Source organism: Streptomyces sp. NPDC000878 (assembly GCF_053599695.1).
The window spans coordinates 58,679-74,250 of sequence record NZ_JBSFMT010000054.1; the positions used below are offsets into that span (position 1 = coordinate 58,679).

Annotated in this window: 12 protein-coding genes; 5 read left to right on the forward strand and 7 right to left on the reverse strand. The window is 71.0% G+C overall.

The genetic code is table 11. The features are described from left to right. The first annotated feature begins 22 nt into the window (after positions 1-22). From ACWDR4_RS35050 to ACWDR4_RS35060, 3 genes are all read left to right on the forward strand, one after another. Positions 23-664 carry a TetR/AcrR family transcriptional regulator gene (locus ACWDR4_RS35050; RefSeq protein WP_450414422.1) on the forward strand — a complete coding sequence of 214 codons (642 nt, stop codon included), beginning with the start codon at positions 23-25 and terminating at the stop codon, positions 662-664. A gap of 17 nt (positions 665-681) precedes the next feature. Then, positions 682-2,355 carry an FAD-binding dehydrogenase gene (locus tag ACWDR4_RS35055; protein ID WP_450414423.1) on the forward strand — a complete coding sequence of 558 codons (1,674 nt, stop codon included), beginning with the start codon at positions 682-684 and terminating at the stop codon, positions 2,353-2,355. A 185-nt stretch (positions 2,356-2,540) separates the two neighbouring features. Beyond that, the gene (locus ACWDR4_RS35060; RefSeq protein ID WP_450414425.1) at positions 2,541-3,965 is read left to right on the forward strand and encodes a M1 family metallopeptidase; all 1,425 of its coding nucleotides are present in this window, start codon (positions 2,541-2,543) and stop codon (positions 3,963-3,965) included. A gap of 39 nt (positions 3,966-4,004) precedes the next feature. Here the strand turns inward: ACWDR4_RS35060 and ACWDR4_RS35065 are convergent, their stop codons facing one another. After that, positions 4,005-5,222 (reverse strand): saccharopine dehydrogenase family protein, encoded by a 1,218-nt coding sequence (locus ACWDR4_RS35065; protein ID WP_450414427.1) that lies wholly within the window; start codon positions 5,220-5,222, stop codon positions 4,005-4,007. Between the two features lie 149 nt (positions 5,223-5,371). On the opposite strand from ACWDR4_RS35065, the gene ACWDR4_RS35070 reads away from it, so the two are divergent. Continuing rightward, on the forward strand, positions 5,372-6,112 hold the full coding sequence (locus ACWDR4_RS35070; protein ID WP_450414428.1) for a TetR/AcrR family transcriptional regulator: 741 nt from the start codon (positions 5,372-5,374) through the stop codon (positions 6,110-6,112). Positions 6,113-6,145: 33 nt separating this feature from the next. After that, positions 6,146-7,447 carry an MFS transporter gene (locus tag ACWDR4_RS35075; protein ID WP_450414429.1) on the forward strand — a complete coding sequence of 434 codons (1,302 nt, stop codon included), beginning with the start codon at positions 6,146-6,148 and terminating at the stop codon, positions 7,445-7,447. Positions 7,448-7,465: 18 nt separating this feature from the next. Here the strand turns inward: ACWDR4_RS35075 and ACWDR4_RS35080 are convergent, their stop codons facing one another. From ACWDR4_RS35080 to ACWDR4_RS35105, 6 genes are all read right to left on the reverse strand, one after another. Beyond that, positions 7,466-7,921: a cyclic nucleotide-binding domain-containing protein gene (locus ACWDR4_RS35080; RefSeq protein WP_450414431.1), complete on the reverse strand. Its 456-nt coding sequence runs from the start codon at positions 7,919-7,921 to the stop codon at positions 7,466-7,468. A gap of 414 nt (positions 7,922-8,335) precedes the next feature. Next, positions 8,336-9,229, reverse strand: a complete 894-nt coding sequence (locus ACWDR4_RS35085) for a Gfo/Idh/MocA family protein (protein WP_450414432.1) — start codon at positions 9,227-9,229, stop codon at positions 8,336-8,338. A gap of 101 nt (positions 9,230-9,330) precedes the next feature. Further along, complete coding sequence (locus ACWDR4_RS35090; protein WP_450414441.1) at positions 9,331-11,238, reverse strand: AMP-dependent synthetase/ligase; 1,908 nt, start codon at positions 11,236-11,238, stop codon at positions 9,331-9,333. A 173-nt stretch (positions 11,239-11,411) separates the two neighbouring features. Then, a complete protein-coding gene (gene glgB / locus ACWDR4_RS35095; RefSeq protein ID WP_450414434.1) occupies positions 11,412-13,628 on the reverse strand; it encodes a 1,4-alpha-glucan branching enzyme in 2,217 nt (738 codons plus the stop codon). A gap of 5 nt (positions 13,629-13,633) precedes the next feature. Continuing rightward, positions 13,634-15,010, reverse strand: a complete 1,377-nt coding sequence (locus tag ACWDR4_RS35100; protein ID WP_450414435.1) for a maltokinase N-terminal cap-like domain-containing protein — start codon at positions 15,008-15,010, stop codon at positions 13,634-13,636. A gap of 28 nt (positions 15,011-15,038) precedes the next feature. Continuing rightward, positions 15,039-15,572, reverse strand: a 534-nt coding sequence (locus ACWDR4_RS35105) for an alpha-glucosidase C-terminal domain-containing protein (RefSeq protein WP_450414436.1), incomplete at its 5' end; no start/stop codon positions are given.

Below are 15,572 nucleotides of genomic sequence, written 5' to 3' on the forward strand. Positions count from 1 at the left end.
CGTATCGAACGGAGGGCCGGACATGGCGGTCGAGGGAGCAACCGGGCGGGTGACCAGGCGGCGTGTGCGCACGCGGGCCAATCTGCTGGAGGCGGCGTTCGCGGTGTTCGCCGCGAAGGGCTTCGGGCGGGTCTCCATCGAGGAGGTCTGCGAGGCCGCCGGCTACAGCAGAGGCGCCTTCTACTCCAACTTCGACAGTCTCGACGAGCTGTTCTTCGCCCTCTACGGCGAGCGCGCCGGCCTGATCGCCGACCAGGTCGCGGGCGCACTCGCCCTGGACGGCCCGGACCTCGACGTGCCCGCCGCCGTCGACCGGGTGACCGAGGTCCTGCTGCTCGACCTGGACTGGCTGCTGGTCAAGACCGACTTCCTGGTCCACGCGGCCAGGGACCCCGCCGTCGCCCAGACCCTCCTGGAACACCGCGAACGGCTGCGCCGGGCCGTCGCCGACCGGCTCGCCCGGGCCACCGGACACACCGAACTGCCCGCCGTACTCGGCGACGCCGAGGGCGCCGCCCACGCGGTGATCGCCGCGTACGACGGGGTCACGACCCAACTGCTGCTCGACAAGGACGTCGAGCACGCGCGCGCGTGGCTCAAGCAGCTGCTCACCGCACTGCTCACCCACGGCAGCGACAACCCGGCCGCGCGCAGCGGCGGATGAGAAAGGGAACGGTCGCCATGGATGCGGACGTCATCGTCGTCGGAGCCGGCCTCGCCGGACTGGTCGCGGCACACGAGCTGACCAGCAAGGGCCGACGGGTCGCGCTCGTCGACCAGGAGAACGCCGCCAACCTCGGCGGGCAGGCCTTCTGGTCCTTCGGCGGGCTGTTCCTCGTCGACTCGCCGGAACAGCGGCGCGTCGGCATCAAGGACTCCTTCGACCTCGCCTGGAGCGACTGGCAGGGCAGCGCCCAGTTCGACCGCGTCGACGACGAGGACTCCTGGGCGGTCAAATGGGCGCGCGCCTACGTCGAGTTCGCGGCGGGGGAGAAACGGTCCTGGCTCGCCGGGCACGGCATCTCGTTCCTGCCGACGGTCGGTTGGGCGGAACGCGGCGACCTGCGCGCCCACGGGCACGGCAACTCCGTACCCCGCTTCCATGTCTCGTGGGGCACCGGAACGGGTGTCGTGGAGCCCTTCGTGCTCAGCGCCAAGCAAGCCTCCCGCGCGGGACTGCTGACCTTCTATCACCGTCACCAGGTCGACGAACTCGTCGTCACGGACGGCGCCGTGCGCGGGGTACGCGGCACGGTCCTCGCCGAGGACACCTCACCGCGCGGAGTGGCGTCCAACCGCGACCGGATCGGCGACTTCGAACTCACCGCCCAGGCCGTGATCGTCACCACCGGAGGCATCGGCGCCAACCACGACATCGTGCGCCAGTACTGGCCCGAACGGCTCGGCACGGCACCGGCCAACATGGTGACCGGCGTGCCCGCCTACGTCGACGGACGCATGCTCGACATCAGCGCCGAGGCCGGCGTCCGCCTGGTCAACCGGGACCGCATGTGGCACTACACCGAGGGCATCCAGAACTGGAACCCGATCTGGCCAGGACACGGCATCCGCATCCTGCCCGGCCCGTCCTCGATGTGGTTCGACGCGCTCGGCCGTCGCCTCCCGGACCCCTGCCTGCCCGGGTACGACACCCTCGGCACCCTCAAGTACCTGCGCACCACCAAGGACATCGCCGACCACGACCACTCCTGGTTCATCCTCACCCAGCGGATCATCGAGAAGGAGTTCGCGCTGTCGGGCTCCGAGCAGAACCCCGACATCACGGCCAAGAACCGCAAGGCGTTCCTCAAGGAGCGAATCCTCGGCAAGGGCGCCCCCGGCCCGGTGGCCGACTTCGTGAAGCACGGCGCGGACTTCGTGGTCGCCGACACCCTCGACCAACTCATCGGCAAGATGAACGGGCTGACCGAGAAGCCGCTGCTCGACGTGGCCGAGGTGCGCCGCCAGATCGAGGCCCGCGACCTCCAGATCGCCAACCCGTTCAGCAAGGACGCGCAGATCCAGGGCATCCGCAACTCCCGCCGCTACATCGGCGACCGGCTCGGCCGCACCGCCACCCCGCACCGCATCCTCGACCCCGAGGCCGGCCCGCTCATCGGCGTCAAACTGCACACCCTCACCCGCAAGACCCTCGGCGGCATCCAGACGGACCTCGACTCACGCGCGCTGGGCGCGACGGGCGAACCCGTCGAGGGGCTGTACGCGGCCGGCGAGGTGGCGGGCTTCGGCGGCGGTGGCGTCCACGGCTACAACGCCCTGGAGGGCACCTTCCTCGGCGGCTGCCTCTTCTCGGGCCGCGCGGCGGGCCGGGCGGCGGCACGGGCGACGGCCTAGGGTTCGCGCCCGGACATCGGCAACTCGGCCGGATCCGTCGGCGGGTGGGGAGTGAGGGGGCCGAAAGAATGATGTGGCCGGCCCCGACGACTCGCAACTTGACCAAAAGGAGGAGGAACCCGCGCGGTGGCACCTCTAGGGTGAAAACCCTGAAGATGATCAGACCCAAGACCGTAGGAGCTCGCGTGAGACCCCCCAGGAAGTACGCCGGCACACGCACCGCAGTCCTCCGCCGGGACGCCGTCGTCGCGACCGTGCCCGTCGCCCTCGCGGCCCTGCTGGCCGCCGCCGGACCGGCGGGAGCCGCGACGACCGGCACCTCAGGTGTCGGGGACCCGTACTTCCCGCTGTCCGGAAACGGTGGTTACCACGTCGGCCACTACGACCTGAACCTCCGCTACGACCCGACCAGCCGCCGTCTCGACGGCAAGGCCGTGCTCACCGTCCGTGCCACCCAGAAGCTGACCCGCTTCAACCTCGACCTCAGCGATCTGAAGGTCACCGCCCTCACCGTCGACCGCGTCAAGGCGGGTTTCCGGCGCTCCGGTCAGGAACTGATCGTCAGCCCGCGCCGGGCGTTGAACAAGAACCAGACCTTCCAGGTCGCCGTCACCTACTCGGGCGTCCCCAAGACGGTCATCGACCCGGACGGCTCGAAGGACGGCTGGATCCCCACCGACGACGGCGTGTTCGTCGCCGGGGAGCCGCAGGGCTCCATGAGCTGGTTCCCCGGCAACAACCACCCCAAGGACAAGTCCTCGTACGACTTCACGATCACCGTCCCGCAGGGGCGCACCGCCGTCGCCAACGGTGTCTTCCTGGGCCAGAAGACCGCCGGCGGCAAGAGCACCTTCCGCTGGCGCCAGTCCGAGCCGATGGCCTCCTACCTGGCCACGGCCACGGTCGGCAGGTTCAAGGTCGAGCAGTACACCACCCGCGGCGGCATCAAGGTCTACAACGCCGTCGATCCGCGCGAGGCCACCGCCGCCGCGCCCGTGCTGAAGAAGCTGCCGTCCGTCCTGGAGTGGGAGGCCAAACTCTTCGGCCCCTACCCGTACAAGGCCGCCGGAGCCATCGTCGACCGCGCCCCGCAGGTCGGCTTCGCGCTGGAGACGCAGACCCGGCCCGTGTACGACCAGGCACCCGACCTGAGCACCCTGGTCCACGAGAGCGCCCACCAGTGGTTCGGTGACTCCGTCACCCTCACCAGCTGGAAGGACATCTGGCTCAACGAGGGCTTCGCGACCTACACGGAGTGGCTCTACGCGGAACAGCACGGCGGCCCGAGCGCCCAGAAGACCTTCGACGACCTGTACGCCAAGGCCGCGAGCGACGACCTGTGGTCGTTCCCGCCGGCCGACCCGGGCAGCGGGGCGAACATCTTCGGCAGCCCCGTCTACGAGCGTGGCGCCATGGCGCTGCACAAGCTCCGCAAGGCGGTCGGTGACCCGGCGTTCTTCAAGATCCTGCGCACCTGGGCCGCCCAGCACCGCAACGGTCACGGTACGACGGCACAGTTCACCGCCCTCGCCGAGCGTGTCTCCGGCAAGGACCTGGACCAGCTGTTCCTGACCTGGATCGGCACGAAGGGCAAGCCGTCCGCGCCGTAGGGCTCCTGCCTCCCCGGGTTTCGGCCCGGGGAGGGCACCTCACTGCTCGCGCATGCCCCACGGCGAGCCGTACGACGTCAGCAGGTCCAGGAAGGGGCGGGCCGGGAACGCCTCCGGGCCCAGGACACCCGAGCCCGTCCAGGCGCCGGTGGCGACGAGTTCCAGGGCGACGACCGGATTGACGGCCGTCTGCCACACCACCGCCTGGGAGCCGTACTCCGCCATGGACCACTGGTTGTCGACCACGTGGTACAGGTACACCTCACGCGGCGCCCCGTCCTTCGTGCCCTTGGCCCACGTACCCGCGCACGTCTTGCCGTGCATGCGCTCGCCCAGCGTCGCCGGGTCGGGCAGACAGGCCGCGACGACGTCCCGGGGCGACACGGTGACCGGCCCTGCGGCGCTCGGGACGGTCACGGGGCCGGTGCGGTCCAGCCCCAGCAGGTGCAGTGTCTTGAGGGTCTGGATGAACTCGTCGCCCAGGCCGTACTTGAAGGTGACCCGTCGCGCGTCGATCCAGCGCGGCACGAGCAGCACCTCCTCGTGCTCCACGTTCACGCACTCCACCGGGCCGATGCCCTCGGGGAAGTCGAACACCTCCGGCTCGCTGAAGGGTTCCGTGGTGAACCAGCCCCGGCCGGACTCGTAGACGACGGGCGGGTTGAGGCACTCCTCGATCGTCGTCCAGATGCTGAAGGACGGCGCGAAGTCGTAACCGTCGACGGTGAGGTTCGCCCCGTCGCGGATGCCGATCTCCTCGATCTCGTCGAAGAGTTCGTCGGCCGCGTGCCGGGCGAACACATCGGACATACCTGGCTCCACCCCCATGCCGACGAGGGCCAGCGCGCCCGCCTTCGCCCACTCGTCCGCCGCCGCGAACTGCTCGTCGCCGAGCTTCACCCCGCACTCCTCGTACGGCCGCTCGGTATGCGGACGCGACAGGGACATCGCCATGTCGACATAGGTGGCACCGGCGGCGCGGGCCGCGCGGAACAGCGGCATCACGAAGCGCGGGTCCGTCGCGTTGAGCAGCACATCGCACCTGTGCCGGGCCAGCAGCTCCGCCACCGCACCCTCGTCGGACGCGTCGACCTGCTCCGCCACGAACCGGTCCCCGTCCCCGACCGCCGCGACCGCCGCCTCGGCCCGCGCCGGGTCGTAGTCGGCCACGACCATCAGGTCGAAGAAGGAGCGCCGGGCGGCGATCCGGGTGATCGCGGTCCCCACACCGCCGGCGCCCACGAGCAGCACACGCATGGCAAAACTCCCTGTTTGCGAAGGTTCCGAAGGATCTGATGGTTACAGCGGTTCCGATGCCGTTGTCCGCCGATCCAACGCCCTGCCGTCGTCTAAGGTCAATGGCGTTGGCATAAGAACGCGCGAACGGACCACGGAGGCGAGCGACCGTGCCGAAACCGGTGGTACCGGAGGAGAAACGACGGCGCCGCCGCCCCACCAGAAGCGGCACGGTGCTGTCCGAGCGGCTGATCGTCGACACCGCCCTGCGCATGCTCCGCGAACACGGCAGCGCCGGCCTCACCGCCCGCCGCCTCGGCCTCGCCCTGGACGCCGACCCCAGCACCCTCTACCGCTACTTCCGCGGCATGGACGACCTGACCCTCGCCATCGGCGACGCCCTCATCGGCCAGGCGCTGCACGGCTGGCGGCCCACGGGGGAGTGGCTGCCGGATCTGCGGGCCATCGGGCTGCGCATCCACGCCGTGTACGTCGGCCATCCGCAGGCCGCCGTCCTGACCGCCAGCCGGGTCACGGGCCGGGCCAACGAACTGGCCGCCGACGAGGCCATCCTCGACGTCCTGCGCACGGCCGGCTTCCCGCTGCCGGAGACGGTACGGATCTACCACGCCTTCATCGACCAGACGCTGGCCTTCGCCGCCCTCGACGCCGCCTCCCTGGCCCTGCCGCGTGCCAGCCTCACTGCCGACGAGGACATGTGGCGCTCGACCTACGCCCGGCTGCCCCGCAGCACCCATCCCCGGATCGCCGAGGCGGCTCCGCTGCTGGCCGCCCGGATGGTCGCCAGCGCCTATCCGACGGCCCTCGACATGCTGCTGGACAGCGCTGCCCGGACGCTCGCCGCGGAAGGCCCCGGCAGCTCCTGCGGCTCCTGTGATATTGAAAGCTGAGCCGATTGGATGTAACTAGCAGCCAGGACACCCGTGGACCCCAGCAACAGCAGCACCGGCAGTGACTCGGACCCTCAACAGGCCGCGCCCACGGACGAGCTCCGCCCGGCCGGACGCCGCTGGGCCATGGACACCCGCCCCCTGCGCCGCCCCGCCTACCGCCGCCTGTGGTCCTCGACCGCCGTCACCGCCGTCGGCAGCCAGCTCACCGCCGTCGCCGTGCCCAAGCAGATCTACGACATCACCGGCTCCTCCGCCTGGGTCGGCTACGCCAGCCTCGCCGGACTCCTGCCCCTGGTCGTGTTCGCGCTGTGGGGCGGCGCGGTCGCCGACAGCATGGACCGCCGCAAGCTGCTGCTGATCACCAACACCGGTATCGCCGTCACCTCGCTGCTGTTCTGGATCCAGGCCCTCGTCGGCCTCGACTCGGTGGCGACCCTGATGATCCTGCTCGCCCTCCAGCAGGCCTTCTTCGGCCTGAACTCACCGGCCCGGCAGTCCGTCGTCGCCCAGCTGGTCCCCGAAGAGGAACTCGCCGCGGCCAACGCCCTCGGCACGACCGTCATGCAGACCGGCCTGGTCGCCGGCCCGCTGCTCGCCGGCACCCTCATACCCGTCATCGGCCTCGCCGAGCTGTATCTGATCGACGCGCTCGCCCTGTGCGTCACCCTGTGGTCCGTCGTACGGCTGCCCGCGCTCCCGCCGGGGCCGGCGGCCTCCCGGAAGGCGGGCCCACGGGAGGTCGTGGCCGGATTCCGCTACATCGCCCTGCACAAGGTGCTCCTGCTGTCCTTCCTCGCGGACATCGTCGCCATGGTCTTCGGCATGCCCCGCGCCCTGTTCCCCCAGCTGGCCGCCCAGACGTACGCCCCCTACGGGGAGGGACTCGCCCTCGGCCTGATGTTCGCGGCGATTCCCGTGGGCGCGGTGGTCGGCGGGCTGTTCTCCGGCACGTTCTCGCGGGCGCGCCGGCACGGCTGGATGGTGATCGGCGCGGTCGTCGCCTGGGGGCTGGCGATCACGGGCTTCGGGCTGAGCACCAGCCTGTGGGTGGCCGTCGCGTTCCTGGTCGCCGCCGGGATCGCCGACATGGTCTCCAGCGTCTTCCGGGTGGCGATCCTGCTGTCGGCGGCGACCGACGAGATGCGCGGCCGGATGCAGGGTGTCTTCACGGTGGTCGTCGTGGGCGGTCCCCGCTTGGCCGACCTGCTGCACGGCACCACGGCATCCGCCCTGGGCACCCGCACGGCCGTCGCCGGCGGCGGACTCCTGGTCGTCGCCGTCACCCTGGCCCTGACGGCCGCGATGCCCGCGCTGCGCCGCTACCGGGTCTGAGACCCGGCCCGGCACTCCCTACCCGGACCCCCGCTTGTGCAGGGCGAAGTGCTCCATCAGCCTGCCCCGGGTCAGCTCCAGCCGATGGGCGAGGATCTCGGCGATGACCCGCACCAGTTGCAGCCCGAGGGCGGGTTCCTCCTCGCAGAGTTCGAGTACCGCCTCGGCGTCGAACTCGTACGCGCGTACGGGACTGAAGGCCTCGGCGCCGAAGTCCCACTGGTGGGGAGGGAAGAGCCAGGACCAGCCGAGCAGATCGCCCGCGCCGAGGCTCGCCACGGTCACCCGCTGCACCGGCGTCACCTGCTGGACCAGGGAGACCGCGCCGGAGCGGACGACCCAGAAACGGTCGGCGGTGCCGCCCGCCTCGAAGATCGTCTGGTCCTCGGGAAAGGACACCTCTGTCGCGAGGGCCAGCAGCCGCTCACGGCGGGGCGGGGGAAGGGCGGTCAGCAGCTTTGTCGCTTTGGTCATGAGCAGGGCTCCTCGCCGGCGATCTGGAGGGAAGACGTCCGCCATGGCAGCGCACTGCCCGGATCCGGATGCTTCCCCTACCCCCATTTGAGCCGTTGCGGACGCGCCGGGCACCTCGGCGGCGGGAACGAACCGTTTTTCGACATGAGAAGGCCCTGGCTGGACGGGGGAGACCAGCCAGGGCCGTAGGTGGTGGCACGCGGAGGGCGGTCGCCTCTCGGCGAAAGGCTCCATGGGGCTTCAGCCGAACGATCTTCCCCATGGGCTCTAGGTGAGGCCCGGGGACACTGTCCCCTCCGCAGCCACGTAGACAAGAACGGTCGGCCTCGCCCTGTTGTTCCGCATCGACTCCCCAGCAAGGCGTGATCCACGTCACGTCGGGTTTCGGGGGTGCCCCGGGGTGCCCGGAGGTGTTCAGCCGTCCGACACCTGGGCGATCAGCGTCTGCAGATGCAGGCCCCGACGGGCGTCCAGCCCGCCGGAGACACCGGTGCGCACGGCGGTCGCGAACTCGCGGCGCAGCACCGGCCAGCTCTCCTCGTGGTCGAGTGCGTCACTGTCGAACACCAACTCCGGGCCGGAACCGAAGAGTTCGATGCGGGAGACGCCGGGCGACACGTTCACCGAACCGGACAGGGAGGCCTGGCTGACCGCGCCGTTCTCGTGCTCACAGGTCAGTTCGATCCAGCGGCGCGAATCCCCCGCCCCGCGCACCCGGACGATCCGCCCCACGGCCGCGTCGAGCAGATCGAGGGCGTGCGGCCCCAGGTCGAGCAGCGCGCCGTGTTCGAGCCGCCAGGGGGTCGAGAACGCGCCGCCCAGGAAGGCACCGCTCAGAAAGGCCGCCCGCGCGCCGAACACGTCGGCCTTGCCCGCCGCCGCCAGGAACCGCCGGGTCTCGGGGTGGTAGCGGTTGGTCAGGGTGACCTGGGAGACGACCCCGGCCTCGTCGATCGCGTCCACCAGCCGCCGGGCCGCCCCGAGATCCTCGGCGATCGGCTTCTCCAGCAGCACCGCCTTGCCCGCCTTCGCGGCACGCAGGGCAAGCTCGGCCTGGACGGCGGGCGGCACGGCGAACGCCAGCGCCTCGCAGGAGTCGAGCAGTTCCTCGAACCGGGCGGCGACCGGGGCCCCGTACGGAGCCGCCGTCTCCTGGGCGGCCTCGGGGCGGCGCGCCCAGACCCCGGCCAGCTCGGTCTCGGGCCCGGCGGCCAGCACGCGCGCGTGCACCCCCTGCGCCCAGGGTCCGGCGCCGACTAGCCCGACCTTGACGGGCGGCTGCGACCACGGTGCGGCGGTACTGGTCACGACAGGGTCCAATCCGTACGGGAGGGCCGATACGGAGATCACTCTGCGGGCCCGCCCGCCGTACCGTCAACCAACATCCGCCCTGTGTACGCGCCGTCCGCTCAGCGGAACATGTTGTCGGCGTCGTCCCAGCGTGCCAGTTCCTCCGCCGCCGGGTTCGGCCGGGGAATGGGCGCCCGGGCCTGGTACATCGCGTCGATCTCGACGGCGTAGTGCCGCACGATCGCGTCCCGGCGCAGCTTCATCGAGGGGGTCAGCAGGCCGTTGCTGAGGGCGAAGGGCTCTCCGAGGACCCGGAACACCCGGATCGACTCGGAGCGCGACACCGTGCTGTTGGCGGCGGCGACGGCCCGTCCGATCTCCTCCCGCAGGGCGTTCTCCTCGCGCGCCTGCCGTTCGGGGGCGTCCTCCTGGAGGGTGAGCGAACCCCGCCAGTGGGCCAGGAACTCCGGGTCGAGGGTGATCAGGGCGCCCACGCAGGGCCGGTTGTCGCCCACGATCACCGCCTGGTGCACCAGCGGATGCACCCGCAGCCGCTGCTCCAGGGCGGCCGGCGCGACACTCTTGCCGCTGCTGGTGATGATGATGTCCTTCTTGCGCCCGGTGATCGTCAGATACCCGTCCTGGTCCAGCCGCCCGATGTCACCGGTGGCCAGCCAGCCGCCGTACAGCGCCGCCCGGGTGGAGGCGTCGTCGTTGACGTACCCCTGGAAGACGGAGGTGCCGTAGACCAGGATCTCGCCGTCGTCCGCGACCCGGATCTCCGAGCCGGGCAGCGCCTGTCCGACCGTCCCGAACTTCTCCCGGCCCACGGGCTGCGCGGTGATGCCGCCGCTGGTCTCGGTGAGGCCGTAGCCGTCGTGGACGAGGATGCCGATACCCGCGTAGAAGAGGGCCAGTTCGCGGTTGAGGGGCGAGCCGCCCGAGACCGCGCCGCACACCCGCCCGCCGAGGGCGGCACGGAGCTTGCGGTACACCGTCCGTTCGTAGAGGGCGTGTTGGAGCCGCAGGTCGAATCCGGGTCCCGAGCCGGTGCCCAGCCGCTGGCGTTCGACAGCCGTCGCGAAGTCCCGCGCGGTGCCGACGGCCCGCTCGAACAGGGCGCCCCGGCCGGCCTTCTGGGCGGCACGCAGGAAGTTCTTGTAGATCTTCTCGAACACCGACGGCACCGCGTACAGGTACGTCGGCCGGAACGAGAGCAGCGCCGACGACAGCGCCTCCCCGCTCAGGTCGGGCTCGTGCCCCATCAGCAGGCCGCCGCGCAGACACAGGCCCTGGATCATCAGGCCGTACACGTGCGAGAAGGGCAGGAAGGCCAGGACGCTGGGCTGCTGGCCGGGCGGTGCCGCCGTCTGCCGCCAGCCCGCGAGCAGGGTGTCGCAGGGGCTGGCCAGATTGCGGTGGCTCAGGGCGCAGCCGCGGGGATGCCCGGTCGTGCCGGAGGTGTAGGCGATGACCGCGGCCGAGTCCGGCAGCACGATCCGGCGCAGGGAGTCGACCGTGGCCATCGGCACCGGCCGCCCCAGCTCCACGAGTTGGGACAGGGCTCCGTCGTCCAGCTGCCACACGTTGCGCAGCAGGGGCAGTGAGGTGCACACCGAGCCGACGGTCATCAGGCCCTGTTCGTCCTCGACGACGACGGCGCTGCACTGCGAGTCCGAGAGGATCCAGGCGACCTGGTCGCGCGAGGACGTCGGGTAGATCGGCACGACCTCGGCGCCCACCGCCCAGAGGGCGTAGCAGAGCACCGTCCACTCGTAACGGGTGCGGGCCATGATGGCCACGCGGTGGCCCGGTGAGATACCGGAGGCGATGAACCCCTTGGCGAGGTCGACGACCTCGTCCCGCAGTTCGGCGGCCGTCACCTGCGTCCAGTCCGGCTTGGCCGGGTCGAGGCGACGCGCGATCTGCGGCAGGTCCGGTTCCCGCAGCGCCGTGTCGAAGACACTGTCGGCGAGTCCGCCCGTCAGAGGTGCGGTGGTGGGGGGAGCGAGGGCGAAGTCGCGCATGCGCTGCTCCTGGATCGTACTGACTGTGACCACGCCGACGAGTGGAGTTATCGACGGTGAACGAATCTAGCTCAGGTGGCGGACGTTGTTGTCGGGAACTGTGAAGTAGCTTTCCAGAAGAGGCTCCGGAAGTGGTTTCGGAAGACGTTTTCCGCACTCGCCCGCGCGTCTCCTCACCCGCGCACCGGCGCCAGCCACACCGTGGCGAGCGGCGGCAGCGTCAGCCGGACACTCGACGAACGGGGTGTCACCGGCCCGGAGTTGCGGACATCGCTGCCCCCGTAGTGGGCCGCGTCCGTGTTGAGGACCTCCTCCCAGGCGGGCACCGAACCGGGCACGTCGAGACGGTAGTCGTGGCGGACCACGGGCGAGAAGTTGCTGACGGCCAACAGGGGCGCCCCGGCCGCGTCGTGGCGCAGGAACGCGAAGACGTTGTCCTCAGCGGCGTCCCCGGCCACCCACCGGAAACCGGCGGGGTCGGTGTCGAGCTGCCAGAGGGCGGGGGTGCGCCGGTAGACGGTGTTGAGATCGCGGACCAGATCGCGCACGCCACGGTGGTCGGGCTCGGCCGCGTACTCCGTGTCCAGCAGCCACCAGTCCGGCCCGTCGGCCTCGGACCACTCCGAGCCCTGGGCGAACTCCTGCCCCATGAAGAGGAGTTGCTTGCCGGGGTGGGCCCACATGAAACCGAGGTACGCGCGGTGGTTCGCCCGTTGCTGCCACCAGTCGCCCGGCATCTTCGACACCAACGACAGCTTGCCGTGGACCACTTCGTCGTGGGAGATGGGCAGGACGTAGTTCTCGCTGTACGCGTACACCATGGAGAACGTCATCTCGTGGTGGTGGTACTTGCGATGCACCGGCTCGTGTCCCACATAGCCGAGCGAGTCGTGCATCCAGCCCATGTTCCACTTCAGCCCGAAGCCGAGCCCGCCGCTGTCGGTCGGCCGGGTCACCCCGCCCCAGGCGGTGGACTCCTCGGCGATCGTCATGACCCCCGGGACCCGCCGGTACACGGTGGCGTTCATCTCCTGGAGGAAGGCGACCGCGTCGAGGTCCTCTCGGCCGCCGTGCACGTTGGGCGTCCACTGCCCGGAGTCGCGCGAGTAGTCGAGGTAGAGCATCGAGGCGACCGCGTCGACGCGCAGCCCGTCGAGGTGGAACTCCTCGCACCAGTACACGGCGTTGGCGACCAGGAAGTTCCGCACCTCGGTCCGCCCGAGGTCGAACTCGTAGGTCCCCCAGTCCGGATGCTCGGCCCGCCGCGAGTCGCCGGGCTCGTAGAGGGGCTCCCCGTCGAACCTGGCCAACGCCCACTCGTCCTTGGGGAAGTGCGCCGGAACCCAGTCCAAGAGGACGCCCACACCGGCCCGGTGCAGCGCGTCGACCAGATACCGGAAGTCGTCGGGGGAACCCAGTCGGGCGGTCGGGGCGTAGTAGGAGGTGACCTGGTACCCCCAGGACCCGCCGAAGGGATGCTCGGCGACCGGCATGAGCTGCACATGCGTGAAGCCCAGGTCCAGGACGTACGCCGGGAGTTCGTCGGCGAGCTGACGGTACGTCAACCCGGGCCGCCAGGACGGCAGATGGACCTCGTACACGGAGAACGGCTCCTCGTGCACGGCACTGCCGGACCGGCGCGCGAGCCATTCCTCGTCGCCCCACTCGTAGTGGGAGACGGTGACGACGGACGCCGTCGCGGGCGGCACCTCGGTACGCCTGGCCATCGGGTCGGCCTTCATGACCCGGCCGCCGTCCCGCGCCACGACTTCGAACTTGTACCGCTCGCCCTCGCCGACGCCGGGCACGAACAGCTCCCACACGCCGGAGGAACCCAGGGAACGCATCGGATACGCCGTGCCGTCCCAGAAGTTGAAGTCCCCGCACACCCGGACCCCGCGCGCGTTGGGCGCCCAGACGGTGAACCGGGTGCCGGTGACGCCCTGGTGGGCCATCGGCTCGGCACCGAGCGCCTTCCACAGCTCCTCGTGCCGGCCCTCACGGATGAGATGCAGATCCAGCTCACCGAGGGCGGGCAGGAAACGGTACGGATCCTCGGCCTTCGACTCACCGCCCTCGTACGACACCAGCAGCGTGTAGTCGGGAATCCCGGCGGAGGGCCGATCGAGAGGGAGCAGGGCACTGAAGAACCCGTCACCGTCGTCGTCGAGCGTGCTGACCAGCCCGTCCATGACCACACTCACGCCGAGCGCGTGCGGGCGCAGGGCACGGAAGACGGCCCCGCCGCCCGGCACGGGATGCGCGCCGAGCAGTGCGTGCGGGTCGTGATGGGTGCCGGAGAGCAGGCGCTGCCGCTCGCCCGGGTCCCAGAGGGCATCGGGTCTGCCCAGGGAGGACGGGTCGGGGAGGGCGGAGTCGTGCAGGGCCACAGCGGTCAGCCTCCTCGGACGGCGAGTCGCTCGATCGCCGCCATGGGGACGGGGAGCCAGTCGGGGCGGTGCCGGGCCTCGTAGACGACCTCGTACACGGCCCGGTCGGTCTCGTACGCGCGCAGCAGACCGGGGATACGGCGCGGGTCCCACCCGGCCCGGGCCGCGTAGCCCGCGCAGTAGGCGTCCCGGCAGCGCAGCGCCCACTCGGGGCGCCACGGCAGGCGCGTACGGGCGGCGTAGTCGAAGGAGCGCAGCATCCCGGCGATGTCCCGCACCGGTGACTGGGCGCTGCGGCGTTCGGAGAGGGGGCTGGACGGCTCGCCCTCGAAGTCGATCACGAACCAGTCCCCGCCGGGACCGCCGGTGCACAGCACCTGTCCGAGGTGCAGATCACCGTGGACGCGCTGCGCGGCCGGACCGGCGTCGAACCCGGCGGGCGTGTCGAAGGCGGCCCGCAGCCCCCGGGCGTACGGCCGCAGCGCCGGTACATGGCGTACGGCGGTGTCGAGACGCTCGGCCATGGCCGCCGCCGTACGCGTGTCGTGCCGCGCGCTGCGGGTGTCGCCGGGGAAGGCGGTCGCGAGGGCCAGGTGTATGTCGGCGGTGGCGCGGCCCAGCTCGTGGGCCTCGTCGGTGAACGGGCGTCCCGAGGCGAGGGCGCGCAGGGCCAGGGTCCAGCCGTCGGAGGCGCCGGGCAGGAACGGTTGGAGCACCCCGAGGGTCGCGTCCTGCGGCAGGTCGGTCCGGAACCAGGCGGCCGGGGCGGGTACCCGGGCGCAGCCCTGCCGGGCGAGGGCGGCGGGCACCTCCAGGTCGGGGTGGACACCCGGCTGGACGCGTCTGAGCACCTTCAGGATGAACGAGTCGCCGTACACGAGCGAGGAGTTGGACTGCTCGACGTCGAGGAGCCGCGGGGCGAGTCCGGCGGGCACGGTGACACCGGGGTCGGCCTCGAAGCGCAGGGGGCCGGCCGTACCGGGGTGCCGGAGACGCTCCAGGAGCAGTTCCGCCGCCCGCGGGTCATGGAGGGCGTCGTAGACCATCAGCCCCGCCAAGGGCCCTTCCTCGGCGCGGCCGATGAGGGCCCGGCGAAGGCGCGGCGACATACGGTCCCGTACGCCGAGGAGCAGCTGGTAGCAGTCGCCGGGCGGGGGAGTGCCGCCGGGGGTGGGGACGGGCGTGTGGCCGGTGCGGACGAGCAGGTGGAAGCAGCCCGGGAACAGCTCGGTCATCGACAGCAGACCCAGGTCCGTGACGGGCCGGTCCTTGCCCGCGAACCAGCGCTGCTGGGGCAGCCACTCGCGCAGCAGCCCACCGAGCGAGGTCAGCGGCCGGGCGAGGTCCGTCCTGCTCGGGCGAAGAGATGCGGTCTTCGGCATGGTGACGCGTCCTTTCGCGGGCACACACTCAACGTCGTCGGCCAGTGCGCGGGGTGACTCGGCTGAGCCGGAACCAGTAGAAGCCGTGTCCTGCGAGGGTGAGCAGGTAGGGGAGTTCACCGATGGCGGGGAAGCGGACTCCGCCGATCAGCTCGACGGGGTTCGAGCCGTTGAAGGCCTGGAGGTCGAGTTCGGTCGGCTGGGCGAAGCGGGAGAAGTTGTGGACGCACAGGACGAGGTCGTCCTTGTGTTCGCGCAGGAAGGCGATCACGGCCGGGTTGGAGGAGGGCAGTTCGGTGTAGGAGCCCAGTCCGAACGCGGGGTTCTGTTTCCGGATCTCGATCATGCGTCGGGTCCAGTGGAGGAGCGAGGACGGGGAGGACATGGAGGCTTCGACGTTGGTGACCTGGTAGCCGTAGACCGGGTCCATGATCGTGGGCAGGAACAGGCGGCCGGGGTCGCAGGAGGAGAAGCCGGCGTTCCTGTCCGGGGTCCACTGCATCGGCGTGCGGACGGCGTCGCGGTCGCCGAGCCAGATGTTGTCGCCCATGCCGATCTCGTC

What these genes read in the sequence shown, in the direction of transcription:
- ACWDR4_RS35050 (WP_450414422.1), top strand. Translation starts at nt 23, where the DNA reads ATGGCGGTCGAGGGAGCAACCGGGCGGGTGACCAGGCGGCGTGTGCGC.
- ACWDR4_RS35055 (WP_450414423.1), top strand. Translation starts at nt 682, where the DNA reads ATGGATGCGGACGTCATCGTCGTCGGAGCCGGCCTCGCCGGACTGGTC.
- ACWDR4_RS35065 (WP_450414427.1), bottom strand. Translation starts at nt 5,222, where the DNA reads ATGCGTGTGCTGCTCGTGGGCGCCGGCGGTGTGGGGACCGCGATCACC.
- ACWDR4_RS35080 (WP_450414431.1), bottom strand. Translation starts at nt 7,921, where the DNA reads ATGACCAAAGCGACAAAGCTGCTGACCGCCCTTCCCCCGCCCCGCCGT.
- ACWDR4_RS35090 (WP_450414441.1), bottom strand. Translation starts at nt 11,238, where the DNA reads ATGCGCGACTTCGCCCTCGCTCCCCCCACCACCGCACCTCTGACGGGC.
- ACWDR4_RS35100 (WP_450414435.1), bottom strand. Translation starts at nt 15,010, where the DNA reads ATGCCGAAGACCGCATCTCTTCGCCCGAGCAGGACGGACCTCGCCCGG.